Below are 24115 nucleotides of genomic sequence, written 5' to 3'. Positions count from 1 at the left end.
TGGGCATCAGAACCCCCGAGGTCCGGACCTCTGGGCTCGGGGACAGGCGCGGCGGGTAGCAGGCAGCCGATCTGGATCAGTCCTGGTCCGGAAGGTCGATCATGAGTGCGTAGTCGGGGAGCTCCTCGGTGACCTGCTCGATGTCCTCGTGCTCCATGTCCGTCCTTCCCGCTCGGGTCGCACACCTCAAGGAGCGTCAGCTGACGCCCGCATCGAACGTACGGGGCCCCTGACCGGCAGACCACACGTTCACCGCACTGCCGTACGGAAACCGGACGCCTGCCGGCTCGCGTGCGCCGTCACCCGTGGAACACGCTCCGCCGAAGGCCAGCAGTGGATCAGTGCGCCGCGGAGCACCGGACGCCCGGGCCGCGCGGGAAGCATGTGACACCAGTGGTTCCCCGATCTGGCTGATATCTCCGCCGGGCCGATCGGGTGTGCGCCGCCATGCGCCCCGCCGTGCCACCGGCCGCTCGCCCGGCCCGGTTGTGACCGGAGGTGGCGATGGGAAGCATGGGCGCCCGTCACCACGACGCCCGGAGGCCCCTTCACCCATGCGGATCGCCTATCTGCACAGCGGCAGCATCCCCTCCGTCTACGCAAACGGTGTGCATGTCATGCGGATGTGCGACGCCTTCACCGACGCCGGCCACGAGGTCGTCCTCCACGCCCTGCCGGGCACCACCCCCGCCGACGACATCCACGCCTACTACGGCACCCGCAACCGCTTCGAGGTACGCCCCCACGGGCAGCCGGCGGTGCCGGGGGCGGGCAAATGGATCCGGGCCCGGCAGATCCGGGCCGATCTCCGCCGCCGTGGCGTGCCCGACCTGCTCTACGGACGCGACCCCTTCGCCCTGCTGGCCTGCTCGGGTCTGGCACCGCTGGTGTACGAGACACATCTGCTGTGGCCCAGCCGCAGCATCCGGGCGGTGGAGCGGTCACTGTTCCGCAGGCCCAACCTGCGCCGGGTGGTGTGCGTTTCCCAGGCACTCGCCGACGACTACCGCGCGGCCTTCCCGGAGCTCACCGCCCTGAACACCGTCGACCTGGTCGCCGCCCACGACTGCGCCGATCCGGTGCCGCTCGACGGCCCGGTGGCCCCCTTACCCGGCCGGGAACAGGCCTTACGGATCGGCTACGTCGGCCATCTCTACCCCGGGCGGGGCACGGACGTCATCCTCGGCCTGGCGGAGCAGCTCCCCGACGCCGATTTCCATCTGGTCGGCGGCACGACGGCGGACCGCACACACTGGCAGAGCCGCTGCCGCCAGCCCCATGTGTACTTCCACGGTCATCGTCCGCCGGCCGAACTGGCCCCCTTCTACCGGGCTTTCGACATCGTTCTCGCGCCCTACCAGCGGCGGGCGTACTGCGCCGGAGGCGTCGGCGAGATCAGCCGCTGGGTGTCACCGATGAAGCTCTTCGAGTACATGGCGTACGGCAAGGCCGTCATCGCCTCGGACCTGCCCGTCCTCCGGGAAGTCCTCACCGACGGGGTCAACTGCCTCCTCCGTCCGCCCGGCTCCGTCGCGGACTGGGCGCAGGCCGTCACACAGCTCGCCGAGGACACCGCCCTCCGTACGGCCCTGGGAAACGAGGCCCGGCGGCAGCTGACCGAGCGCTACACCTGGCGGGCCCGCGCGGACCGGGTGCTGTCCGCTGTCCCGGCGGCCGCCGGGCCGGAGAGCCGCTGATGCGGGCGGTGGTGACCGGCGCCGCCGGGTTCATCGGCTCCCATCTGTGCGCACATCTGCTGGCCTCCGGTGACACCGTCGTCGGCATCGACGCGCTGACCGACTCCTACGACCCGGCTCTCAAGGCGCGCAACCTGCGCCTACTGGCACCGCACCCCGCCTTCACCCACCACCGGGCCGACCTGCTCGATGCGGACCTCGGCACCCTCCTCGACGGGGCAGAAGTCGTCTACCACCTTGCCGGCCAGCCCGGCGTCCGCCCCTCCTGGGGCGCGGATTTCGCCCGCTACGCCGACCGCAATCTGCTGGCCACCCAGACCCTGGTCGAGGCCGCCCGGAGGCGCCCCCTGCGCAAATTCCTCTACGCCTCCAGCTCCTCCGTATACGGTGACGCGCCGGTCTTCCCCACCCCCGAGACGGTCTGTCCCCGGCCCGTCTCACCGTACGGCGTCACCAAGCTGGCGGCCGAGCACGTGTGCGAGCTGTACCGCACCGCGCACGGACTGCCCACCGTCTCGCTGCGGCTGTTCACCGTCTACGGCCCCCGGCAGCGCCCCGACATGGCCTTCGCCCGCCTCATCGACGCCGCGCTGACCGGCGGGCCCTTCCCGCTGTACGGAGACGGCGAGCAGACCCGGGACTTCACCTACGTGGGCGACGTCGTCACCGCCATGCGCGCCGCTGCCTGTGCCGGCTTCACCGGTGTGGCCAACCTCGGCGGCGGCCGGCCGGTCTCGATGAAGCAGGCGGTCACCACGGTCGAGCAGCTGATCGGGCCGGTCATCCTCCATGCGCGGCCGGGCGGCCCCGGCGAGGCCCGGCACACCGGAGCCGATATCGCCCTGGCCGCACGGGAATTCGGCTACCGCCCCCGGACGGATCTGTACGACGGGCTGACCGCGATGGTCAAGCACACGATGACCTGGAGGCACCTCAATGGCTGAGGACCGCCCCACCCGCCCGAAGGTCTTCGGCCTCGGACTGTCCCGTACCGGCACCCGCTCCCTCACCACCGCACTGCGCACCCTGGGCTTCGACGTGGCCCACTACCCCTGCGACCCGGGTACCTACCAGGCCCTGGTGGACGGCACGGCGCGCTTCCCGCTGCTCGCGGAGCGCGACGGGATCACCGACATCACCGTCGCGCCCTACTACGAAGAACTCGATCTCGCCTGGCCCGGCGCCAAGTTCATCCTCACGGTCCGCGAGGAGCAGAGCTGGCTGCGCTCCTGTGCGTACCACTGGGAACGGCCCGTCACCAGCAAGGCGGCCCCCGGCTCGGTCTATGTCCGGGTCCAGCGCTTCCTGCGGGCGGCCGTCTACGGATGCCATGAATTCAACGCGGCGCGCTTCGCCCGGGTCCACCGCCGGCACATCGAGCAGGTGCGGCGCCATTTCGCGGGCCGGGACGACGACTTGCTGGTGCTCGACATCGTCGGCGGACAGGGCTACGAGCGCCTGGCCCCCTTCCTCGGCGTACCGATCCCGGACGAGCCCTTCCCTGGTTTCTGATCTGTCCGCCAAGCCGGGTCCATCGCCGGTGGGTAGCCCTTCACCCAGGGGCGGTCGTCCAAGCCAGTGGGGCCACCCCCCGATACAGGGGTGGCCCGCTGCTGGACCTGGACCTGCGCCGCAGCCTGCGCCTCACTGGGCAGCGGTACGGCGTCGTCGGGAATCAGTCGCTGATCTCTCCGGCGGCGAAACGGCGTGCCTCGCACCGGCCCGCGTAGCGCTCCTTGCGGTTGCCGGCCCTGACCATCTCCTGCCACTCCTTCACGCAGGAGCGGTCATTGCACCCCGCACAGCAGGTGCGGCCGAGCAGCTGCATGCCGGGGTCTTCCCACCGGCAGCGGGTGTCCGCGTCCTCCTGCGTCGGGTGCGGCGGCAGATCGCAGGCACCGTAGCGGTGATCGTGGACCGGCCGGGGGTTGTGCTCCGCGTGACGCACCCACAGTGGCTTCGTCTTGTCCGTACGGGACATCTCGTTCCTTCCGGAACCCGCCGCCCGGACTCCCGGACCTTCCGGGCGGACGGCTAGATCCACCACTTCACGGCGCCACGCTCCTTCCTTTGTCCACAGCCCCTGCCGGGCGAACGCCGCACCCTCAAGGGCCTGGCGCGGTCGGCACTTTAGGCCACGCTTCACGAGAGTCAAAGGACTTTTTGGGCTGCCGTCCACTGCCCGCCGACCGCCGCCTGCCGCCTGCCGCCTGCCGCCTGCCGCGTGAACCGGGCGTGCGTGCGGTGGGCGGCCTTGTGCCCTCGTTCTCTGACAACAGCGATGCCCCCGGAGCCGCCTCCGGCATGCTCGGTGGCGCCCAGTTCGCGCTGGGCGCCGCGGCCGCACCTCTACCCGGCGTCCTGGGGAGCACCACCGCCCAGTCGACGGCCGTCGTAGTGCTGGGCTTCGTTCTCTTCTCTGCGGTAGCGCTGACCACGCTCGCCCGACCGTGGCAGGGCCATGGCGAGCCAGCCGGCCAACCCTGAGTTTGCGGCATGGCATAGAGAGACGGTCTACGTCGCGCCTCGGAGTCAGCTTCCCCGCTGCATGGCCAACGGCCTTGCCCGGCCACCCCGCCGCCCGGACAGAGCCGGGCCAGAAATCAATCGCCCATGCTCACCTCGTCCGGTACGGTCGCGGGATTGTTTTCACTGCTGGGCCTGTGAGGTTCGTGTGTGGCCCCCAGGCAGTTCCCGGACCGAGAGCAGGTTTCGTTATGGCATGTCGTATCAGTGAGCTCGTACTCGGTTGCCGCGACCCTGAGGCGCTGGCGAGGTTCTGGTGCGAGGTCCTGGACTTCGTCGTGCTCGATCGTGAGCACGACGGCACGCTGGAGATCGGGCCGCGCGAAGGGTTCGGTGGTCCACAGCCGACGATCATCCTCAGTTACAGGGATGAGCCGGAGAAGGGGAAGTCCCGGCTGCACATCGATGTCAACGCCACCGACCGCGATCAGGACGCCGAGCTCGAACGCCTTCTGAAGCTTGGTGCGCGCCCGGCCGACATCGGCCAGACAGGGGAGGAGCAGTGGCATGTCCTGACCGACCCCGAAGGCAATGAGTTCTGCCTGCTCAAGGCCCGCCTCAACCCACTCTGATGCCCATCGGTCACGCCTCGGCACCAGGTACCCAGGGTCTGTCTCGAAGTCCGGCGTGACGGGCGTGTCGTGATCGTGCAGTAAGTGAGGTCTCCGGTAGAGGGTTCATCGGCCAAGAAGCACCTGCACACCGGAGACCTCATGGCACCCCGGGCTCCTGACCTCACTTTGCGACAGGCTCTAGCCGACCATGTCGGCGGCCAACGCGAGTGGTTGCCAGTCCGGGACCAGTCGGCCCTCGATCTGGGCGCCGGCATAAGCGATCTGTTGGGGCGTCAGGTAGTCACGGTAGCCGCCGACGATCCCCCGTCTGGTCTTGTACGACTCGACGTCGTCCAGGCGTCCGGGGCGGAGCTTTTCCGAGTGGAAGACGTCAGCGACCTCCATGGCGCGCATCCGGTCAAAACCGCCGAACTCCACCGCTTCCCGTAGCGTCCCGGGGGCCGGAGACGGCACACCGCAGAACTCCAGGACCCGGGCCAGCTCTCCGGTGGTGTCGGCGGCCAGCCGCTCGTAGGACGTCAGCAGGAAGCCGTCGGGTATGCCGCGGCTGGCGTACCAGATGTTCCAGAAGGCGACGCAGGTGCGGAGGCTGCCCTCCTCGGCGGCCAGAAATTCGCCCAGCTCCCCTCGATACGGGTTGCCTGGCCGACGGGTGCGCTGGAAGTAGTGCGAGACCATGGTGTCCCGCAAGTCCCTGGTGAGGAAGACCACCTTGCGGCCGCGGTACCAGCTCTTGTCGCTGGAGAGCTCGTTCGGGGAGCGCCAGGCGACCCGGTCGTCGTGCCAGAAGATGATCCGCGGGATGGCCGGTTCGACCTCGCAGAACGCGGTGAGCTGCAGATCCGCGCAGACCTCCATCGGCAACCCCCAGCCGGCCGAGATGGCCTTCGCCATCATGACGCGGAGCCAGGTGCGACCGCACTTGGGAAAAGAGATGACAACGACCTCGGCGGAGTCCGCGGCGTCCCAGGAGCCCTCCTGGGACGGGGTGGGGAGCGTCATGCCCGTCAGTGTCCGCAAGCGTCGGCCGGCGGACAAGGGCGCACTATGCGCCACACCTGTCGCCGCCGGTACCCCTCTCTACGGCCAGGCCAGGACAGGAAAGGCCCTAGCGGCCGAGAGCTTTGCGGAGCTCTTCCTTGTTCATGTGGGAGCGGCCGTCGATGTTCTTCCGCTTGGCCTCCTCGTACAGCTGGTCCTTCGTGGGGCCCTGCGGACCGCTGTGGGAGCGCTCGCCACCGCGCTGAGAGGCGGATTTGGAGTCGCGGAGCGAGGCCTTGCCCGCCGACTTCGCTTCCCCGGAGCGGGCACGTTCCTTGTTCACCGTGCGCGCGGCGATCTCCTTGGCGCGCTTCTCCGAGACGCCGTGCTCCAGCGCGTTCTCCTTGATGTGCTCGTACTGCCGCTCACGCTTCTTGTCCGAACCTGCCGGCATGCTGCAGCTCCTTGATCGAGTGGGGCGTCATGCGTGTGCTGAAGGGCGCCTGCCCACCGCCGGCGCGTCCACTGTCTGCGGCGGTGCCTCTACCACTCCACTCGCAAAGGGCGCGGTGCGCGACAGGAGAGAGCCGGTCAGGCAGCGTCTGTGCAGCCGAATGGTGGAGGAGGTCCGCCGGAGGGGGCTCGGGCTCCTCCGGTCGTGGGCGGGCGGGTGCGGCGGGCGGACCGTAGCGTGAGGAGGCGGAGCCGGCGGCACGGAGAAGGGTAGGGAGGCGGCGGCGATGTCAGGGATCGACTACGCGGCGCTGTTCGCCGCCACGCCGAGCCCCTACCTGGTGCTGGGGCCGGACCTGGTGATCGTGGAAGTCAACCAGGCCTACCTGGACGCGACCAGGCGCACCAGAAATGACCTGCTCGGACGGCATATCTTCGATGCCTTCCCGGACAACCCCGCCGACCCCGAGGCCGACGGCGTACGGAACCTGAACGCCTCGCTGCACCGCGTCCTGACCTCGCGTGAGCCCGACACGATGGCCCTGCAGAAGTACGACATCCCCCTCGTGGGCCGTCCCGGGGCGTTCGAGGAGCGCTGGTGGTCCCCGGTCAACACGCCGATCCCCGGGCCGGACGGGGCGGTGGCCTGGATCATTCACCGGGTCGAGGACGTGACCGCATTCGTCCAGGCCCGCACCGGACGCGACCGGCCGCCGACCGGGCAGCTCACCGAGCGCGAGGCCCTGGAGGCCGAGCTGTATGCCAGGGCGCGTGAGCTGCAGCGGCTGAACGAGGAGCTGCGCCAGGCCCACACCCGTGAGCGCCAGGTGGCCGTCACCCTGCAGGAGGCCATGCTCCAGTCACCGGATCTGGCCCGGCACCGGGAAGTCGCGGTGCGCTATCTGCCGGCCGCCGGATCGCTGAACGTGTGCGGCGACTGGTACGACATGGTCGACCTGCCCGACGGCCGCTTCGCGGTGGCGGTCGGCGACGTCGTCGGCCACGGCCTGGAGGCCGCCGCGGCCATGGGCATGCTGCGCAGCGCCCTGAGCGCCGCGATTCGCGCCCTGGAGCGGCCCGCCCAGGCGCTGGAGGTGCTGGGTCTGTACGCCCGATCGGTCGAGGGCGCACTGAACACCACCGCCGTCAAAGCGCTGGTGGATCCCCGCAGCCGCCTGATCATCTACAGCAACGCGGGGCATCCGCCCCCGGTCCTGGTGCATGCGGACGGCAGCCATGAGCTGCTGGACCAGGCCACCGACCCGCCGCTGGGCGCCCGTCCCCAGCACGTTCCCCGGCCCCAGGCCGGCCTGGCCTACAGCCCCGGGGACACCCTCGTGCTGTACACCGATGGGCTGATCGAACGCCGCGATGAGGACATCGACGCCGGACTCTCCCGGCTGACCGACGCCCTCAGCAGCTTCCGGGCCCTGAGCCCGGAACGCCTGGCCGACGCCCTGCTCGCCCACCTCGGCCTCACCGGCGGCGCCCGCGACGACATCGCTTTGATCATCACCCGGTTGTGACGGGGGCTTCGCCGCCAGAGGGTCTCCCCCTAGGTGGCCTTCTCCGGGTGTGCGGTGAACTCCGCCGACCGGCCGAGTTGTTGGAGCAGGGTGGCGATCGCCAGGCCGGCGAGATCGCCGTCGTGACCCAGGCCGGCAAGGTTCGCCATCATGACCGGAGACCGGCCAGGCAGACAGGGCGTCAGGCATCGGCCTGCCGTGCCGCCCGGCGGTACCCGACCGACCGTGCCTATGGTGATCACACCTCTCCCCCGTGCCCCGGCGGACCGGCTGGAGGGGGCCTGCGGCTTGACCACTGTCCCTTCTGCCTCGGATCTGCCTCGGAGTACGACGTGGGAAACAAGACGACGCCCTTGGCGGGGCGGCTCGCAGTGGTGACGGGCGCGGCCCGCGGGGTCGGCGCGGGCATTGCCCGGGAACTGGCCCGGTACGGTGCGCGGGTCGTCGTACTCGGCCGGGAGGAGGAGTCGCTCGCCCGACTGGCGGACTCGCTCCCCGTCGAAGCGCACACCTTCGAGGTGGACGTCACCGATGACGCGGCGATGGACCGCGTGGCCGCCCGGATTCATGACCGCATCGGCCCGCCGTCCGTAGTCGTTGCCAACGCCGGTGTGGCCGAGGGAGGCCCGTTCGTCACCTCGGATCCGGCCACCTGGCGGCGGGTCATCGAGGTGAACCTCATCGGCAGCGCGATCACCGCGCGGGCCTTCCTTCCCGGCCTGCTGGCCACGCGCGGATACTTCCTGCAGATCGCCTCGACGGCCGCCTTCGGGCCGGCGCCCATGATGAGTGCGTACTGCGCCTCCAAGGCCGGTGTGGAGTCCTTCGCCCAGTGCCTGCGTGCCGAACTCGGTCACCAAGGAGTCGGTGTCGGTATCGCCTACCTGAACTGGACCGATACCGACATGATCCGCGACGCGGACCAGCACGGGGTGCTACGGGAACTGCGCGCCCACATGCCGCCACCGGCCAGACGCGTCCACCCCGTCGAGAAGGTCGCCGCACGCCTCGTGACAGCGGTCGAACGCCGCTCCCCCACCGTCTACGCGCCCTCATGGCTGCGCCTCGCACAGCCGGTCCGTCCCGTGCTGCCACCCCTGGTCACCTGGATCTCCCGCCGGGAACTGCCCCGGCTCGCTGAACGGGTCCGCTTCGATGCCACAGGACTCCTCGGCACCGGTGGCCGCGCAGACCGGACGGCGGATTCAGATCGGACGGCGGGTACGGACGGGACGGCGGGTACACAGGGGACGCACGGGGTGTAGCAGCATCCGCGGGTCCGGGGCTCGGTTCCGGGCGCGGGCGCGGGCTCGGGCGCGGGCGCGGGCTGGGCGGGGCGGGTATCTCGCGCTCCGCCTCGGCCAGCCGGTCTGTACGGCGAAGTCGCACACAGGCCCGGTCAACGGCAGCGGTCAGCGGTCAGCGATGTCCTCACGGAGGCCGTCGGAGAATTCCCACCACGACAGGGGGAGCCAGTCGCCGTTCACAAAGGCATCGACCGTCGCACCGCGACCACGGACAGTAACCGTGGTTCCAGGCGGATACGTGGTGCCGGACAGGCCGGGCACCGGGACGAGCAGGGTCCCGAGTCGCTGTGCTGCCACGTGTCGCCCTCCCTCTTTCGTTTCTCGGTGCGACATTGCGATACCGGAGTGGATATTCCCTCTCACATTAGCGGCTTGCCCCGCCCAGCAGACCGGAGAATCATGAGTGATAGCTCACGTCAAAGGGGCGGGGAATCCATGCGCACTCTTCGCTGAGCGGGAGGTGGCAGCAATGAAGGCCGTCGTCTACAAAGGACCGTTCACCGTGGCTGTCGAGAATGTCGACAAGCCCGGTATCCAGCACCCCAACGAGGTGATCGTAAAGGTCACCTCTACCGCGATCTGCGGCTCGGACCTGCATATGTACGAAGGGCGTACGGCAGCCGAGCCCGGCATCGTCTTCGGGCACGAGAACATGGGAATCATCGAGGAAGTCGGCCAGGGCGTCACCTCCCTCAAGGAGGGTGACCGGGTCGTCATGCCCTTCAATGTCGCCTGCGGATTCTGCGACAATTGCGTCGAGGGATTCACGGGTTTCTGTCAAACCGTCAATCCGGGATTTGCGGGCGGCGCTTACGGCTATGTCGCCATGGGACCCTGGTCGGGCGGCCAGGCCGAATATCTGCGCGTACCCTATGCCGACTTCAACTGCCTGAAGCTGCCACCGGGAAACGAGCACGAGACCGACTTCATCCTGCTCGCCGACATCTTCCCCACCGGCTACCACGGCTGTGAACTCGCACAGGTACGTCCCGGGGAGAACGTCGCGGTGTACGGCGGCGGGCCGGTCGGGCTGATGGCCGCCTACTCGGCGCTGCTGCGCGGCGCGAGCAAGGTATTCGTCGTGGACCGGGTGCCCGAGCGGCTGGCGAAGGCCGAGGAGATCGGCGCGGTCCCGATCAACTTCGCCGAGGGCGACCCGGTGCAGCAGATCAAGGATCTGACGGAGGGCGTCGGCACGGACAAGGGCGTGGACGCCGTCGGCTACCAGGCGATGGCACACGGCGCGGCACGCGAGGAACCGGCGACCGTTCTGAACTCGCTCGTCGACACGGTCCGGGCGACCGGTGCCCTTGGCGTACCGGGCCTGTATGTTCCCGCGGATCCGGGCGGCCCGGATGAGCAGGCCAAACGGGGCATGCTCCTCGTCTCGATCGGCAAGCTCTTCGAGAAGGGCCTGCGGATGGGTACGGGGCAGTGCAACGTGAAGCGCTACAACCGGTTCCTGCGCGACATGATCATCGAGGGCCGGGCAAAGCCGAGCTTCGTCGTCTCGCATGACCTGCCCCTGGACCAGGCCCCCTCGGCATACGACAAATTCGACAAGCGCATCGAGGGCTACACCAAGGTCGTCCTGCATCCCTAGGACGTGTCCGCAAAGCCCCGTCCGGCCCGCGAGAAACCCCGGTCGGCCGCGCCTGCGGGCCGCCCGCAGGAAGCCTTCCATTCGGGCGGGGCTACGTCTCTTCTTCCAAGCGGATCACCTTCTTGAGGTCCTCCGCCGCCTGGCCACCCCGGCCTTCATGGGACTCCAGCAGGGCGGCTGCCAAGGCGTCGAGTTTCCGCTGGATCGCATGTTCCGCGCGGAGCTCGGAATTCTTCAGCAAGGCGAGAAGGAGCAGGGTCACCGCGGCCATCAGGTCCCCCGCCATCAGCTGCCAGGCCAGCGGCAGATGCGCGAAATGGGCGGCAAGAAAGAACGCGATCAGAGCGAGGCAGACCACGAAGAAGGCGGGAGAGCTGGTGAAATGCGAGGATTTAGCGGCCAGTTGGGCGAACCGCCCCCGCTGCGTTCCGCCCCGCTCCACGGGGTGCCGAAGGGTCATGGCACCTGGATACTCAAGCGGATCGCTCCGCGGACAGCGCCATGCCGAAGGCGCCAGGGTTTTTCACTTCAACAGCGACGGGCCCGGGCGCGCCGACAGCACGCCGGACCGTCACAGATCTCCTGCCTGCCGGTCTCCTACGCACTGGTCTCCTGCCTGCCGGTCACCTATCACACCGGGCTCCTGCACACCGGCGTCGAGGAGATCCGGGCGGCAGCAGCCGCCATGGTGCCGGCCGCCCGGAACGGAGCGGTTGCCCGTCCATCCCGGGCGGCCGGCACCCATCGCTCCACACCGCATCAAGGGGCCGAAGTCCCCCCTCGTACGGCCTACTTCACGTCGAGGAAGTCGCTCGTGGAGGTCACCGACGAGGTCGTTGACGTACCGGCGAAGGCGTAGCGCCAGTCCCCGTCGGCGGAAGCCTTCACGGTGGTCTTCAGGTTGCCGTGGCTGTCCGACTTGATGGTCTTGACCGTGCTGAAGCTGCCGGCGCCCTTCTTGCGGAACTGCAGCTGCACGGACTGCTGGGTGTAGCCCGCGTACTTGTCGGTGTCCCAGTTGGCGCGGGTCAGGGCACCGGCGACCGTGACGGTCTTGCCCTTCACCACGGGCTCCGGCGAGGCGTTGGTGGTCAGCCGCGACGCCCGCTTGACCCAGGAGGACTTGTAGGAGTCCTGGGTGGTGTAGTCGCCGTCCTTGCCCACGGCGGACGCGAACACGTGCCACCGGCCGGCGAGGATGTTGCCGTAGACGGTGGACGCCGGGTCAGCAACGAGGGTGACCGAGCAGGTGGCGGTGGTGGCGTTGACCGTCTTGCAGGTGCCGTGGTCGACGCTCGGGGTCATGGCGCCGTCGACACCGGTCTTCAGGTCGGTGCCGTGCCACAGGAACGCATAGCCGTCATAGATGCCGGCCGGGTCGGTGGCGGTCACCGAGACGGTGTACGTCTTCTTCAGGCTGGTGCCGACGACTATGTCCTTGCCGCCGTTGACGGTGACATTCGTGATCTTGGTGTCGCCCCGCGCGTCGTCCGCCACGGCCTTGGCGGGAGACTTCGCAGTGAACGGAGAGAGCTGCGCCTTGACGGCGTGGGCGCCCGGGTTGTCCGCGGCCTGTGCGGTCGGGACGGCGAGGGCGGAGAGGGCCAGGGCGCCGGACAGTGCGGCAACAGTGGCTCGAGTGCGCATGTATTCCTCGAATAGGAAGGGGCCCCGCGGCGTGGGACGCGTTCGACGGGACCCGGATCGGTCTGGAGTCCGCTGACTCCGAAGACCAGACCCCGAACAGATGTGAATGGTTGTACATCTGCATGGATTTTTTGTGAACGCCTGCCGTGGGTGGGGCAGCCGACCAGCCCTCAGGAGCCCTCGGCGCTCAACAGGAACCGGTGGGTGGGCAGTTCATACCCGTCAGCTCCCGCCGATCCGGCCCTCACCCGTCGGCGGAGGGGCGGATCAGCTGCGGCATCATTCAGCACCTCGCCCCGTCCCGTCGGCGCACCCCTCCCCCACGCCCCGGACAACTCACGCACGCAGGGCCCTGACTCATTCCCCGGTCGGCAGCGCCGCCGCCGTCACCAGCGTGCGCAGCGCGGCCAACGCCTGCTCGGGGTCGACGCGGTCGGGCGCCAGCAGCCACTGCTGATGGATGCCGATCCCGGCACCGATGATCGTGACGGCCAGCGTCTCGGCGGACAGCCCGGGCGGTAGCGGCAGCCGCTCCAGCCATCGTCTGCAGTGGTCGCGCAGGGTGTTGTGGATCTCGACGTAACGGCCGTGGATCGGCGAGCCCGGTTCCAGCGCCTCCACCAGGAGCGTGACGAAGAGCTTGGTGGTGGGCTGCGCGAACAGCGCGTCGGCGCCGCCCATCAGACGGTCGAACCCCGCTTCCGCCTCCTTGGGCGCCGCCAACTCCCCCGGCTCCTCGATGAGTTCGGCGCGGATCAGGTCCACCGAGCGTTCGAGGACGGCCAGCAGGAGACCTTCCTTGCTGCCGAAGTGCCACGGGATCGATCCCCTGCTGATGCCGGACCGCTCGGCCACGTCGGCGAACGTCGTCTGCCGGTAGCCCTTCGCCGCGAACAGCTCCGCCGCCGCCCTGAGGATCAGCTCGCTGCTCTCGTGACTGGTCTGCTCTCGTCGCGTTGTCACGCCACCTCCTCTGTGCTAGCAATAATATTCTATGCTGGCCAACACAGGGGGTTGTTTTGCGCTTCGTCACCTACGCCTCGGCCGACGGCGACCGGACCGGCGTCCTCAACGGCGAGCTGATCCATGCGTTACCGGAAGGCACCTCCCTGCTCGGACTGCTCGGCCCCGCGCTGCGGCAGGCGGGCGAGCGCGCACTCACCGAGCCCGCTGACGTCGTCGCGCTCACCGATGTCACGCTGAAGTCCCCCATCCCCAGGCCACCGTCCATACGGGACTGCCTGTGCTTCCTCGACCACCTGCGCGCCTGCCGCAAAGCAGCCGGCGACACGGGAGCGCTGGAGCCGGTCTGGTACGAGATCCCCGCCTTCTACTTCGCCAACCCGGCCACCGTCATCGGCCCCTACGACGACGTGCCCATCTCCCCCGGCAGCGCCTGGTTCGACTTCGAGCTGGAAATCGCCGCGGTGATCGGCACCGCGGGGCGCGATCTGACGCCCGAACAGGCCGAGGGTCATATCGCCGGCTACACCCTCTTCTGTGACTGGAGCGCCCGCGACCTCCAGGGGCTGGAGAGCCAGCTCAAGATCGGCCAGGCGAAGGGCAAGGACGGCGCGTCCACGCTCGGGCCGTGGCTGGTCACGCCCGACGAGCTGCCCTTCGGCCCGGACGGCAGGCTCGCGCTCCAGGTGCGGGCCGAGGTCAACGGCGAGCCGGTCAGCGCGGGCCGTACCGACTCCATGGACTGGTCCTTCGGTGAGGTCATCTCCTACGCCTCCCGCGGAGTCGAGCTCCAGCCGGGCGATGTCTTCGGCTCGGGCACCGTTCCCGGCTGCTGTCTGGCCGAACACCTCGATTTCGGCGATCTCGCGGCGTTCCGCGGCTGGCTCAAGGACGGCGATGTGGTCTCGCTGCGCGCCGAGGGGCTGGGCGAGGTCCGGCAGACCGTGCGGGCAAGTGCCCCTCCGCCTCCGCTCGCCGCCCGGCACGACCCGGCTGCGAAGCCCCGTCGGCCGCGGGTCAACCCGGCCGCCTCCGCCCTGCCGTACACCAAGGGGCTGCACCAGGTCGGTGACGGCGTGTGGGCGTGGCTGCTGCCCGACGGCGGGTACGGCTGGAGCAATGCGGGGCTCATCGCGGGCGACGGCGCCTCCTTGCTGGTCGACACGCTCTACGATCTGCCGCTGACCGCCGAGATGCTGTCGGGCATGCGGCCGGTCACGGACCGGAACCCGCTGAGCCACGCCGTGCTCACCCACGCCAACGGCGACCACACCCACGGCGGTCAGCTGCTTCCCGCCTCGACGCGCGTCATCGCCGCCGAGGGGACGGCACACGAGATGCGCACCGAAATGGCACCCGAACTGACCGCGGCCCTCCAGGTCATGGATCTCGGTCCGACGCTCACGCCGTATCTGCGCGACCGCTTCGGACGGTTCGACTTCGGCGGCATCCGTCTGCGCACTCCCGACCAGACCTTCGACCGACGGCTCACCCTCGACGTGGGCGGTCGCGAGGTGCATCTGATCGATCTCGGCCCCGCCCACACCGAGGCCGACACGGTGGTGCACGTTCCTGACGCGGGGGTGCTCTTCGCGGGCGACCTGTTGTTCATCGGGTGCACTCCGATCGTATGGAGCGGCCCCATCGCCAACTGGATCGCCGCCTGCGACGCGATGATCGGCCTCGGCGCGTCGACGGTGGTGCCGGGCCACGGCCCGGTGACGGATGCCGACGGAATCCGAGCCGTCCGCGACTACTTCCGCCACATCGTCGAACAGGCCGACGCCGCCTACGCCAAGGGGCTCGACTTCCAGGAGGCGGCGTTCGGGGCCGATCTGGCCGAGTACACCGGCTGGCTGGACGCGGAACGGGTCGTGGTCAACATCTACCGGCGCTATCGCGAGATCCATCCCGACCAGCCGGTGCTCGACAGGTTCGCCCTGTTCGCCCTGATGGCCGAGTGGGACAGTCGTCGGCAGTCGTGTGCCCCACGGTCCGCAGGCCGCGTGGTCTCCCGCGGAGCCGGGTTCGAACCGTCATGACCCGTCGGCCAGATCGTCGCACTCGCCCTCGTCGGCGTACGCAAGTGCGGTGGAACGCCGCCTCGCCCAGCCTGGCTCCTGCTCCTGCTCCCGCTCCCGCTTACCACGACGCTCCATTCGCGGCCGGCTCCGCCGTCGGGTGCGCGGGCTCAGCCCCCGTGCCACGTACTCCTCTGAACTGAAGGCGGTCCCCTGATGAAACTCCCGAACACCGCACACTCCTCCCACCCCTGGCGGATCCACGCCCTCACACCCGACTTCCGGCTCGAGGACGTTTGGGCGCTGCCGACACCTGGCGGTCCTGACGACCTCACGCGGCTGGTGCGGCAAATGACCTCCGGCAACGGGCGGTTCTCCGGAGCCACCCGCACGCTCTTCGCACTCCGCTGGAAGCTCGGGACACTGCTCGGCTGGGATCGGCCCGGCTCCGGTATCGGCGCCCGGGTGCAGAGTCTGCGCGACAGGCTGCCGGCGGATCTCCGCGACGCACCGCCCGGACCGGGCTTCCGAGCGGTCCCGCTCACCCCCGTCTATCTGACGGACAACGAGTGGGCGGCGGAGGTGGCCAACCGGACCGTGCACGCGGTGATGCACATCGGCTGGGTACCGGACGAGTCCGGTGGCTACCGCGGTCAGATGGCTGTCCTGGTGAAGCCGAACGGCCTTTTCGGGAAGGCCTACATGGCCGTGATCAGGCCGCTCCGACATCTGATCGTGGATCCGGCGTTGATGCGGAAGATCGGACGCGCGTGGCGGAGCCGGGACGAAGACCGGCGTGCGGGATAGCTGGTTCCGGCCGGAGTCCACATCGGCCGACGGCACCCACACCGTCCGCGCCGTCCCCGCCGTCCGCGTCGTCCCCACCGTCCGCGAGGGCGTCACCCGGACCGGCCGGCCACGACACCAGCCCTCTGGACGGGCGCCTCCGCCACCGGCCCCGCACCACCGAATGGCCCCGCTCAGAAACCGCTGACAACCGAGACCAAAGACCCACCATCGAGCATCGCCAAGGAGAGCATCATGAAGGTCGGAATGGTAGCGAGCCACTATCCGCACGCCGCTTACCGTGAGGAGTTCATCTCGCGCGTCCATCAAGTCCGCGAGGTGTTCCTGCGGACCCCGGGATGCCTTTCGGCTGAGTGCTGGGTATCCGCCGACGCGGTGGTGTCGATCGTGCAATGGGAATCCGAGGAAGCCTCCGCCGCCTCCTTCGCCACCGTCGCGGCGGCAGGACTGGACCTCGCCTTTGACGAGCGTGAATCGCGCCCGCGCGAGATCGTCCGGCTCGCGGCGTGCTGATGTCACTTCTCTCTCTCGACGCGCAGCCACGGCAGTTACCGCGCATCTGAAGCGGCCCGCCGTCGGGGGCCCGCTCGCCCGCATCACCTATCGGGCGGGCGGATCCCGGACGGGCACTCCCGTGACCGGCAGGGGCTGGCGGTGTCGCCCCTAGTCCTCGTGCCCCGCCGGCGGCATCGCCGTGCCACCCCGGCACCCCGTGAAGGTGGCGTTCGGGCAGGAGGCGTCGAAGCCCATCTCGTACCGTGCGAAGGCTTTCCAGGCGGCGTTCCGCACTGCGGTGTACTCGGTACTGGTCAGCGGTCCGCCCTTCATCGCCTTGAAGGCCCGCAGGATGGCGTCGCGTGCCACGAGGAACGAGGGGTTCTTCGGTGTCAGCTTCATGCCGTCGACGACCGCCTGCCATGTCACCTGGTAGCCCCGCTCCTTGTTGTCGAGGGCGGTGGCGACCTTGCGGGTCAGTTCCATGAGTGCCGCGCACCAGATCTCGCCGACGTCATGGACTTCCTGGTAGGTCAGATCGCGGTTGCCGGCGCCCGCGACCTCTCCCTGCCCCTTGCCGATGTCTCCGAAGGCGCCGGGGTACTGCGAGTCATAGGGCCGTTGCCGGATGCCTTTCGAGCTGTTGACCACCCAGTTGCCGACCACATCGCGTTCCTGGGGGTTCGAGAAGTTCCTGGTGGTGAGGGCGAAGTAGTCTCCCCAGCCCTCACCCATCGCGACCGACTGGTCCTCCTCGAGGCCGTTCGCGTCGAACAGGCCGCCGACGAGACGGTTCGACACCCCGTGGCAGAACTCGTGGAGGACGACGTCGAAGTCGTCGGCCGTGTGGCGGCCGGTGTCGGTGACCAGTCCCATGTTCATCACGGCTTCCAGGCCGTCGGCCCGGGTGGCCATGTTGGCCGTACCGAACACCGCCCCCGGGTGCGCGAGGGCCCGGACGGGGTCCGCCCCCCTTCCCAGGCCCGTCACGTTCGTGGTCTGGAAGTTGCCCTGGTCCTCCGTGAAGCCGAGCATCATGAAGAGGTCGTGGGCGAAATTGCAGAAGTAGAAGATGTTGGTGACGAATTGCTCGGGGCTGTCCTGCGGCGGGTCGAAGAGGCTGTTGCCCTCGGCGTCGATCGTGACCTCGACGGGCCGGCGGGTCTTCCCATTGAGCGCGCGTACGTTGTTGCCCTCGGTCGACACCTTCCCGTTGTGGGTCTCTGCCCAGGGCAGCGGGAAGCCGGCGGGCAACCCCGCGGACACCACGGTCGGATAGCCGTTCGCGGGCACGGGGAACGGGACGGTGTCAAAGGTGCTCTCGGCCGGATTGCGCTGGAAGACACGTCCCGCGACCGCGTGCCGGACCGTGTCGTAGAAGTAGAGGATCTCGGGCTCGTCCGGGTTCGCGGTCCGGTCGTCGGCCTCGACGAAGGCGTGGTACTGAGCGGCCAGTTTCTCGCGGGAGAAGGTGAACATCCAGGTGAGGCGGGCATCTTCGCCCATGTACAGATACACGAGCCGGGCCGGGACGGCTTCCTCGAACGGTCCCTTGCTGAACGTCATCGGCTGATCGTTCCGCGCCTGGTGCGACAGGCGCTCGAAGCCGTCCGATATGTCGAGGCGCGGGAGTTCGTCGTCGCCGAAGACTCCGCGGAGCGTTGTCGGCTCGGCGGCCTTCGCGGCCGCCACCCGCAGCGCCACCTCGGCCGGGACCACCGGTCTGGTCGGCAGGGTCGCCGGTGCGCTCACCGTGTCGCCGATGACCCGGTCGACGGTGCCGTCCTCGAACATCCACACCTTCGGCGCCATGGCCCACACCTCGATGCCGTTGAGCACCTGCTGCAGGCTGACGACGCGCAGTCCCTCGCTCGTCGTCATCACATTCGGGTCGGCCTCGAATTCCACCGGCTCGCCCGCCGCGAAGCCGATCGCCTCGGCGACCGACGTGACGTACTGCTTGGCCTGGGCGATATAGCCGTTGTCGGGCATGGGCACCGACTCGTCCGTGCCGGTGAAGCCGGGAGCACCGGTCACCCTCAGCTCCGTCAGATGCCCGGTGAAGCGGTTCACTTTGCTGCGGTCCGCCACGAGGGTGTGGTCGACCTCCGCCGCCACCCGTTCGGTGTCGTCCAGGAAGGCGTCGGCTTCGGCGACACTGGCCAAGCGGTCGTAGTTCTTGTTCCGCCTGTCGATCATTACGCTCATGGCGTGCTCCTTGGGAGGGTTCAGAGGCCCGCGAGCGTGAGTGCCGCCGCTGCGACCGTGCGGGCGATCGCGGCGGCGTAGTCCGTGTCGTGGTCCTCGTCGAGGAGGGTGTCGCCCGGCATGTGGTACTGCCGGGTGCCGGTCGCGGGCGCGGTGTCGTCGAAGAAGTTCTCGCAGACGGCGGCAGCTGCCCAACCGCGTTCATGGAAGCTTGCGTGATCGCTCCGCCCGGCGGCCGGGTCGCCGGAACCCGCGAGCGCTTGGAGCGAGAAGTCGGCCGCGACCGCCGGGGCGGCCTGGGCGACGAGACCCCCGAGCGCGTCGGAGGCGCCCACGACCGGGCCGGGGACCGACGAACCCGTGTGGATCTCCATCGTGGGTGTGCCGCCCTGGAAGCCCGCGATCATGTCCATCTGGAGCACGCCGACGATCCGGTCGCCGGCCGCGGCCGCCGCACGCGCATAGGCCTTGCTGCCGACGAGGCCCTGCTCCTCGGCGTTGAAGAGGACGAAGCGTATGGTCCGTGCCGGTGCCCTGCCCTCGGCGATCATCGCGCTCAGGCACTCGGCCGTGGCCAGGACCGCCGCCGTACCGCTCCCGTCGTCGTCGGCGCCGGGTGCCGGGTCCAGGGCGGGGTCGTAGGGGCGCGGCCGGCCGCTGCTGTCGAAGAACTCGCCCCTGGCCGCGGTCGAATCGAGATGTGCCGTGATGAGCACGGCGGAGTCCGCTGCCGCGACCGGGAATTCCGCTTCGACATTGGAGAGCCTGCGCCCCCGCCATGAGAACTCATGGCGTCTGACCGTCAGGCCGAGGTCATGGAGCCGGCGGGCGAGTGCGCTGACCACGAGGGCGTTGTCCGGGCTCGCCGCGTCGCGGCTGCGTACCTTCAAAGGGTCGCCCTCGACGAGCGGGTCGATGCCGGAGATACGGGCGACGTGGCCGCGCATGGCCGCGGGGGTGATGGCCGCACGTACCGCGGCGACGGTCTCCGGAGAGGGCACCCCGTTCGCGAACTCATCGGCAAATCCCCGGACTTGGGCCTCGCCCGGCCGGGAGAGGAGAGCCGGGTCGGGAAGCAGCCGCTCGGTGTGCCCGGGTTTGGCCTCCGCGATGTGCAGGTCCTCGATGGGGGTGCCGGCCGCGGCGGCGACATAGACGCCGCCCGGAGCCGGGCCGAGAGAGGCTACCGACTGCTCCGGCCCGTCGAGTGCGCCCGCGATGAAGGTGAACGCCGACTCGGCGCGCAGAGTGGCCTCCGCCGTTTCCTTGGCTGTGCCCGAGACATGGGTGAGCGCCTCCGGGAGGGAAACCGGACGGTCGTCGCGCATCAGGAAGGCAGTGGTCTCCGCCACCTCGCCCCGCAGGTCGGCCGTGAACCCGCCCTGCTCAAGTGCGGCCACACCCCGCGCGGTCGCCATGACGAGGACGAGGTGGGCGGAGGCCACATGGACCGGAACGACCTCACCGGTGTGCGCGATCGCCTCAAGGTCGGCCAGACTCCGGTCCGCCGGCACCTCGATGCGTGCCCAGAACACCGGGCGGCCCTCGACGGCGGCGAACGTGAAGACCGGGTGCGGGGCGGCCCGCATTCCCGCTTCGCGGGCGAACGCACGCTCATCCGGATCCTCGCCCACGAAGACGCAGTCGTCGGCCCCGACGCCCGCGCTCGCCACCGCGCCGTCGAAGATCCCGCGAGAGGTCTTTTCACCCCAGTGAAGAAGGCCCTCGTCCGTGAAACGGCCCGCAAAGGCCGCATGCAAAGCCGCCACCGCGCGGGCGCGCGCCGCCTCCCCCGTGCCCGGGTTCGAAATGATGCCTTTCCGCATGCCCGCTGACGCGTCGAGAACTTCGAAAACACGGGGCCGTGGGCGGAGAGTCAAAGAGCCGTCGGCCCCGATGCTCGCGTCCGCGAGCGTTTCACCGATATCGAAGAAGAGCACGGGCATCTCGGCGCCTCCGTAAAAGAGCGCGCCCCCGACCGGGCTCCGCGGTGCCCCGAACCCGGGCCCCGTATTCGTGGGGCGTGCAAGCGTGCAAAGCGGGCTACGGCTGCGGCTGCGTGCGCGCTGCTACGAAAGCCCCGCCCTCTCCATTGTCCGTGGGCTGACGCGTTCTCGCATCCTGAGTCGGACCTCCTCGCGCACGTCCCCGCCATTGATCACATTCGCCGCATGACGCCTCGTCAGGCGCGGTTCGTCGAAGGCAGAGCGATGCCCCAACCCGGGCTTGCTTACGGGGCTTCCTGCTCTCCCTCCGCCTCCTTCCTCCCTGTCATCACGCCCGCTACGCGACGCCGATTGATGGCTACCGGCATCCACCGTCCGCCCGAAATGCACTCCGAAATGCACTCTTCTTACGCGCATGCAAGTCTGGTACCGGTTCATCGTTCGAGATCCGCCAGGAGGCACGACCGTGGGCAAGAAACAGAGCCGGCAGAATCGCGGCGCCCGCACCGGCGGCCATGAACGCAGCGCCGCCGCGGAAGCGAAGGAAAAGGCGAAGGCATCGACCCCGCAGGAGCCGGAGCAGTCGATGACGAAGCACGTCGCCCACAAGGCCCAGCGGAAGTTCGGCCACAACTGATCTTCGGCGGCCGGGCGCGGTCAGCCGCGGTAGAGAAACGGCTGCCGCCTGGTGGTGAAGGTCGTTGCCGAGGCCACGCGGTCCCCCGCCCACAGACTCCGTCGCAGGCTTCTCGCCTGCGGTGATCTCGTCATGATGCGCAAACAGCCCCTGACCCTCAAGAAGCCGGCCGAACGGGACGGCGTCGACTGAGGGCCGCCCCGTAGGAGGGACCTCCGGATACTGGGCGCATCCGGAGGTCCCGACAACGCGGCGAGGGGCACCTCCCGGCGTGAACCGGGGAAGTGCCGAAGCTGCCGTCGTGCGCCGCCAGAGGATTGCGGGGCAGCCCTCAGACGGGTAGGGCGAAGCGTTCTTTGAGGGCGTCCAGGCCGGTGGCGTAGATGTTGTCGCCGAATTGCTTCTCGATCTCGGGGACGAGTGCGTCGGCGGCCTCGTATGTCGCGGCCCAGCGGATCTCGGCACCCGCCTGGTGCGGGTGCACGGACAGCGTGGAGACGTAGTCGGAGACGGGGACTGCTGATTCGTGGATGGTGTAACGGAGCATCCGGCGCGAGTTGTCCTTCTCCAGGAGCCGTTCCCGGATGACGACTTGGCCGTTGACGGAGAACGCCTGGACCGCCCCGGGCGTCTCGGGATCGGCGCCGTCCTCGATCACCGACGGCGGGAGCAGGGGGTGCCAGTCGGCGAGGCCCCCGAACTTTCCGATGACCCGCCAGACGGCATCGGGGTCGGCGGTGACGACGGTGGTACGGGTAAGTGTGTGCACGGATGGGCCTCCGATGGCTGCGGATGGCGATGACTGCGGATGGCTGTGACTGCGGGGGTATCTGATCGGCCGCTTCCGTCGGCGGCTCACCAAGTGCCGTCGCCTCGCAGTACGGCGTCGGCGCCGCCGTCGATGAAGACGACCTGGCCGGTGACCAGCTCGTTCCCGGGAGAGGTGAGCCAGGTCAGAAGGGGCACGATCTGCTCCGGCTGGGCGTGACCGTGCAGCGGCATGGGGACCGTCGCATCAACGATCTTGCGCATGTCGGGGCTGGCCAGCATGGGTTCCGTCATGGGGGTGACGACGGTTCCGGGGGCGATGGCGTTGAGGGGAATACCGGCGCCCGCCCAGTCGGCGGTCACGGCGGTACGGCGTATCCATCGGGCGATGGCAGCCTTGGTCGAGCCGTAGATCGCATAGCCCTCTCCCCGGTCGACCGCTGCCTGGGCGGCGGCCAGCGCCGCTTCCTCGTCACCGGCGAGCGCCGCGTCGGCGATGGCCGTGTCGTGCGGGTGGACGGAGGCGACCGAGGCGATGACGACGGCGCGCGGGTCCGTACCGGCGGCCAGCAGGGGGCGCAGCCCCTCCAACGTGGCGACCGCGCCGAAGTAGTTGACGCTGACGGCGCGCGGTTCGAAACCGGCGAGGCCGGCGCCCGCGATCACGGCGTCGAGCCGCCCACCGCTCAACTCGCCTGCGCGCTGGACCAGATGAGCCCGGCCATCGGGGGTGGCGAGGTCCGCGACGATATCGGCGTCCTTGAGGTCGGCGCCGATGACCGTGTGCCCCTGCTCCTTGAGCCGGGTGGCGGTGGCCTTGCCGATGCCGGAGGCAGCTCCGGTGATGAGGTAAGTGCGGGACATGGTCGGCTCCTTCGCTGACGCTGGACGTTCTCCGGTCGCTGATCACCGCGCGTCGGCCGTGGACCGTACGCCGTCGATCGCCGATCACCGGTCATCGACCGGCCATCGCCGTTGCCCGCGCGGGGCCCCCACCGGCGCGCGGGTACGCAGGGACAGCGCGACAGCACGGGCACGGCGGACGGGCCGACCGCTGAACGAGCGGCTCCTGATCAGCCGTTGATCAACATACGCCTTTTCTGGCATGACATGCCAATAATTCTCTGTGAGAATAAAGGCCGAGCTGAAGCACGGCAAGGAGCACACCATGACGGCAGCGCGAGGCCGTCCGTCCCTGACGGAACAACGGCGCCTTCAGACGCGGCTGGAGATCGCGGAGGCCGCGGCGGCCCTGTTCGCCGACCGTGGCTACGACACGACGACGGTCGAGGACATCGCCTCGGCCGCGGGCATCTCCCTGCGCACCTTCTACCGCTACTGCCCGGCGAAGGAGGACGCCCTCACCCCCCTCTTCGCCTCCAGCGTCGGCCAACTCGTGGACGTCCTCGCGGAACATCCGGCCGAAGAGCCGCTCAGCGCCGCCATCGAGGCGTCCTTCGGAACGGAGACGGCCGAGCGGCGCCTGGAGGACACCGCCCGCGCCCGTCGGCTGATCCGGGTCCTGGGAACCGTCCCCGTCCTGAAGATGCGCTGGCTCGCGGCGGGGCGGGAGATGCAGGAACGGCTCGCGCCCGCGCTGGCGTCCCGCACGGGCGCCTCTCCCGACGGCCTCGAAGTGCGGCTGCTGACCACCGCGGTGCTGGATGCGTTCACCGTCACCATGGAGTACTGGGCCTGGCAGGACGAGCCCGAGGAATTCGTCGACCTGATGCGCCGGGCGCTGGCGTTTCTACGGCTCGACGAACTCCAGGCGGAGCCCGAGCCATCCGCCGACAAGTAGTCAGCACGCCCACGAGAGCCTGGCCTATGGGTCAGGGCTCAGGGCCGGCATGCTGACGGCTCCTCTCCCCCACGCCTGAACGGCCGCGCGGCCCCATTGGTGCCGAAGCATCCCCACCAGTCGGCGCGGCCTCCACTCCGCCCCATCGGGCAGG

General features: G+C 69.4%; 26 protein-coding genes. 14 read left to right on the top strand and 12 right to left on the bottom strand.

All coding sequences use genetic code 11. From position 1 onward, the window contains the following. The first annotated feature begins 554 nt into the window (after window positions 1-554). From STRNI_RS38320 to STRNI_RS38310, 3 genes are read left to right on the top strand one after another with little or no spacing between them, the layout of a single operon-like run. Window positions 555-1697: a glycosyltransferase family 4 protein gene (locus STRNI_RS38320; protein ID WP_277412910.1), complete on the top strand. Its 1143-nt coding sequence runs from the start codon at window positions 555-557 to the stop codon at window positions 1695-1697. Next, a complete protein-coding gene (locus tag STRNI_RS38315) occupies window positions 1697-2641 on the top strand; it encodes an NAD-dependent epimerase/dehydratase family protein (protein WP_277412909.1) in 945 nt (314 codons plus the stop codon). Before STRNI_RS38320 ends, STRNI_RS38315 begins: the two co-directional genes overlap by 1 nt. Further along, complete coding sequence (locus STRNI_RS38310; RefSeq protein WP_159491459.1) at window positions 2634-3209, top strand: sulfotransferase family protein; 576 nt, start codon at window positions 2634-2636, stop codon at window positions 3207-3209. The genes STRNI_RS38315 and STRNI_RS38310 overlap by 8 nt, the downstream gene beginning before the upstream one ends. A gap of 163 nt (window positions 3210-3372) precedes the next feature. On the opposite strand, the gene STRNI_RS38305 is transcribed toward STRNI_RS38310, so the two are convergent. Next, window positions 3373-3678 (bottom strand): hypothetical protein, encoded by a 306-nt coding sequence (locus STRNI_RS38305; protein WP_277412908.1) that lies wholly within the window; start codon window positions 3676-3678, stop codon window positions 3373-3375. 275 nt (window positions 3679-3953) lie between these two features. Between STRNI_RS38305 and STRNI_RS38300 the strand changes: the two genes are divergently transcribed. Continuing rightward, entirely contained in the window at window positions 3954-4184 is a 231-nt protein-coding gene (locus tag STRNI_RS38300; RefSeq protein WP_277412907.1) for a hypothetical protein, read from the top strand. A 230-nt stretch (window positions 4185-4414) separates the two neighbouring features. Continuing rightward, window positions 4415-4795, top strand: a complete 381-nt coding sequence (locus STRNI_RS38295; protein ID WP_148588216.1) for a VOC family protein — start codon at window positions 4415-4417, stop codon at window positions 4793-4795. A 180-nt stretch (window positions 4796-4975) separates the two neighbouring features. On the opposite strand, the gene STRNI_RS38290 is transcribed toward STRNI_RS38295, so the two are convergent. Both STRNI_RS38290 and STRNI_RS38285 read right to left on the bottom strand, forming a co-directional pair. After that, on the bottom strand, window positions 4976-5800 hold the full coding sequence (locus tag STRNI_RS38290; protein ID WP_266436963.1) for a sulfotransferase domain-containing protein: 825 nt from the start codon (window positions 5798-5800) through the stop codon (window positions 4976-4978). 106 nt (window positions 5801-5906) lie between these two features. Further along, window positions 5907-6233, bottom strand: a complete 327-nt coding sequence (locus STRNI_RS38285) for a plasmid stabilization protein (RefSeq protein ID WP_093645982.1) — start codon at window positions 6231-6233, stop codon at window positions 5907-5909. Between the two features lie 286 nt (window positions 6234-6519). Here STRNI_RS38285 and STRNI_RS38280 point away from each other — a divergent pair, with 286 nt between their 5' ends. Beyond that, complete coding sequence (locus tag STRNI_RS38280; protein WP_159491453.1) at window positions 6520-7758, top strand: PP2C family protein-serine/threonine phosphatase; 1239 nt, start codon at window positions 6520-6522, stop codon at window positions 7756-7758. A 29-nt stretch (window positions 7759-7787) separates the two neighbouring features. Here STRNI_RS38280 and STRNI_RS38275 read toward each other — a convergent pair whose 3' ends face one another. Next, entirely contained in the window at window positions 7788-7910 is a 123-nt protein-coding gene (locus STRNI_RS38275) for a hypothetical protein (RefSeq protein ID WP_266436958.1), read from the bottom strand. Window positions 7911-8090: 180 nt separating this feature from the next. Between STRNI_RS38275 and STRNI_RS38270 the strand changes: the two genes are divergently transcribed. Next, a complete protein-coding gene (locus STRNI_RS38270) occupies window positions 8091-9023 on the top strand; it encodes an SDR family oxidoreductase (protein ID WP_277412906.1) in 933 nt (310 codons plus the stop codon). 147 nt (window positions 9024-9170) lie between these two features. Here the strand turns inward: STRNI_RS38270 and STRNI_RS38265 are convergent, their stop codons facing one another. Then, window positions 9171-9362: a hypothetical protein gene (locus STRNI_RS38265; protein WP_030931808.1), complete on the bottom strand. Its 192-nt coding sequence runs from the start codon at window positions 9360-9362 to the stop codon at window positions 9171-9173. A gap of 172 nt (window positions 9363-9534) precedes the next feature. On the opposite strand from STRNI_RS38265, the gene STRNI_RS38260 reads away from it, so the two are divergent. After that, complete coding sequence (locus tag STRNI_RS38260) at window positions 9535-10668, top strand: glutathione-independent formaldehyde dehydrogenase (RefSeq protein ID WP_093645986.1); 1134 nt, start codon at window positions 9535-9537, stop codon at window positions 10666-10668. 91 nt (window positions 10669-10759) lie between these two features. Here the strand turns inward: STRNI_RS38260 and STRNI_RS38255 are convergent, their stop codons facing one another. The 3 genes from STRNI_RS38255 to STRNI_RS38245 all read right to left on the bottom strand — a co-directional run bounded on the left by STRNI_RS38255 (window position 10760) and on the right by STRNI_RS38245 (window position 13278). Then, a complete protein-coding gene (locus STRNI_RS38255; RefSeq protein ID WP_266436942.1) occupies window positions 10760-11128 on the bottom strand; it encodes a low affinity iron permease family protein in 369 nt (122 codons plus the stop codon). 329 nt (window positions 11129-11457) lie between these two features. Next, complete coding sequence (locus tag STRNI_RS38250; RefSeq protein ID WP_274733219.1) at window positions 11458-12315, bottom strand: calcium-binding protein; 858 nt, start codon at window positions 12313-12315, stop codon at window positions 11458-11460. A 357-nt stretch (window positions 12316-12672) separates the two neighbouring features. Then, on the bottom strand, window positions 12673-13278 hold the full coding sequence (locus STRNI_RS38245) for a TetR/AcrR family transcriptional regulator (protein WP_159491445.1): 606 nt from the start codon (window positions 13276-13278) through the stop codon (window positions 12673-12675). Between the two features lie 56 nt (window positions 13279-13334). Here STRNI_RS38245 and STRNI_RS38240 point away from each other — a divergent pair, with 56 nt between their 5' ends. From STRNI_RS38240 to STRNI_RS38230, 3 genes are all read left to right on the top strand, one after another. Further along, window positions 13335-15320, top strand: coding sequence for a fumarylacetoacetate hydrolase family protein (locus STRNI_RS38240; RefSeq protein ID WP_277412905.1), 1986 nt, complete (start codon window positions 13335-13337; stop codon window positions 15318-15320). Between the two features lie 195 nt (window positions 15321-15515). Then, on the top strand, window positions 15516-16106 hold the full coding sequence (locus STRNI_RS38235; RefSeq protein ID WP_159491441.1) for a DUF2867 domain-containing protein: 591 nt from the start codon (window positions 15516-15518) through the stop codon (window positions 16104-16106). 234 nt (window positions 16107-16340) lie between these two features. Further along, window positions 16341-16619 (top strand): antibiotic biosynthesis monooxygenase family protein, encoded by a 279-nt coding sequence (locus STRNI_RS38230; protein ID WP_159491439.1) that lies wholly within the window; start codon window positions 16341-16343, stop codon window positions 16617-16619. Window positions 16620-16769: 150 nt separating this feature from the next. Here the strand turns inward: STRNI_RS38230 and STRNI_RS38225 are convergent, their stop codons facing one another. Continuing rightward, a complete protein-coding gene (locus STRNI_RS38225) occupies window positions 16770-18809 on the bottom strand; it encodes a M36 family metallopeptidase (protein WP_148588207.1) in 2040 nt (679 codons plus the stop codon). Window positions 18810-18829: 20 nt separating this feature from the next. Then, window positions 18830-20755: a M28 family peptidase gene (locus STRNI_RS38220; protein WP_277412904.1), complete on the bottom strand. Its 1926-nt coding sequence runs from the start codon at window positions 20753-20755 to the stop codon at window positions 18830-18832. A 466-nt stretch (window positions 20756-21221) separates the two neighbouring features. Here STRNI_RS38220 and STRNI_RS38215 point away from each other — a divergent pair, with 466 nt between their 5' ends. Together STRNI_RS38215 and STRNI_RS38210 are read left to right on the top strand one after the other, a co-directional pair. Then, a complete protein-coding gene (locus STRNI_RS38215) occupies window positions 21222-21392 on the top strand; it encodes a hypothetical protein (protein WP_164764554.1) in 171 nt (56 codons plus the stop codon). A gap of 51 nt (window positions 21393-21443) precedes the next feature. Then, on the top strand, window positions 21444-21584 hold the full coding sequence (locus STRNI_RS38210) for a hypothetical protein (RefSeq protein WP_277412903.1): 141 nt from the start codon (window positions 21444-21446) through the stop codon (window positions 21582-21584). 139 nt (window positions 21585-21723) lie between these two features. Here STRNI_RS38210 and STRNI_RS38205 read toward each other — a convergent pair whose 3' ends face one another. Continuing rightward, window positions 21724-22161, bottom strand: a complete 438-nt coding sequence (locus tag STRNI_RS38205; RefSeq protein ID WP_277412902.1) for an SRPBCC family protein — start codon at window positions 22159-22161, stop codon at window positions 21724-21726. Window positions 22162-22247: 86 nt separating this feature from the next. Continuing rightward, the gene (locus tag STRNI_RS38200) at window positions 22248-23024 is read right to left on the bottom strand and encodes an SDR family oxidoreductase (protein WP_277412901.1); all 777 of its coding nucleotides are present in this window, start codon (window positions 23022-23024) and stop codon (window positions 22248-22250) included. 304 nt (window positions 23025-23328) lie between these two features. On the opposite strand from STRNI_RS38200, the gene STRNI_RS38195 reads away from it, so the two are divergent. Further along, on the top strand, window positions 23329-23961 hold the full coding sequence (locus STRNI_RS38195; protein ID WP_277412900.1) for a TetR/AcrR family transcriptional regulator: 633 nt from the start codon (window positions 23329-23331) through the stop codon (window positions 23959-23961). Window positions 23962-24115 lie beyond the last annotated feature (154 nt).

The sequence above is a fragment of the Streptomyces nigrescens genome, from assembly GCF_027626975.1.
Taxonomy (GTDB): domain Bacteria; phylum Actinomycetota; class Actinomycetes; order Streptomycetales; family Streptomycetaceae; genus Streptomyces; species Streptomyces nigrescens.
The sequence above is the reverse complement of the archived record's forward strand: the minus strand, read 5'-3'. Positions and strand labels throughout refer to the sequence as shown.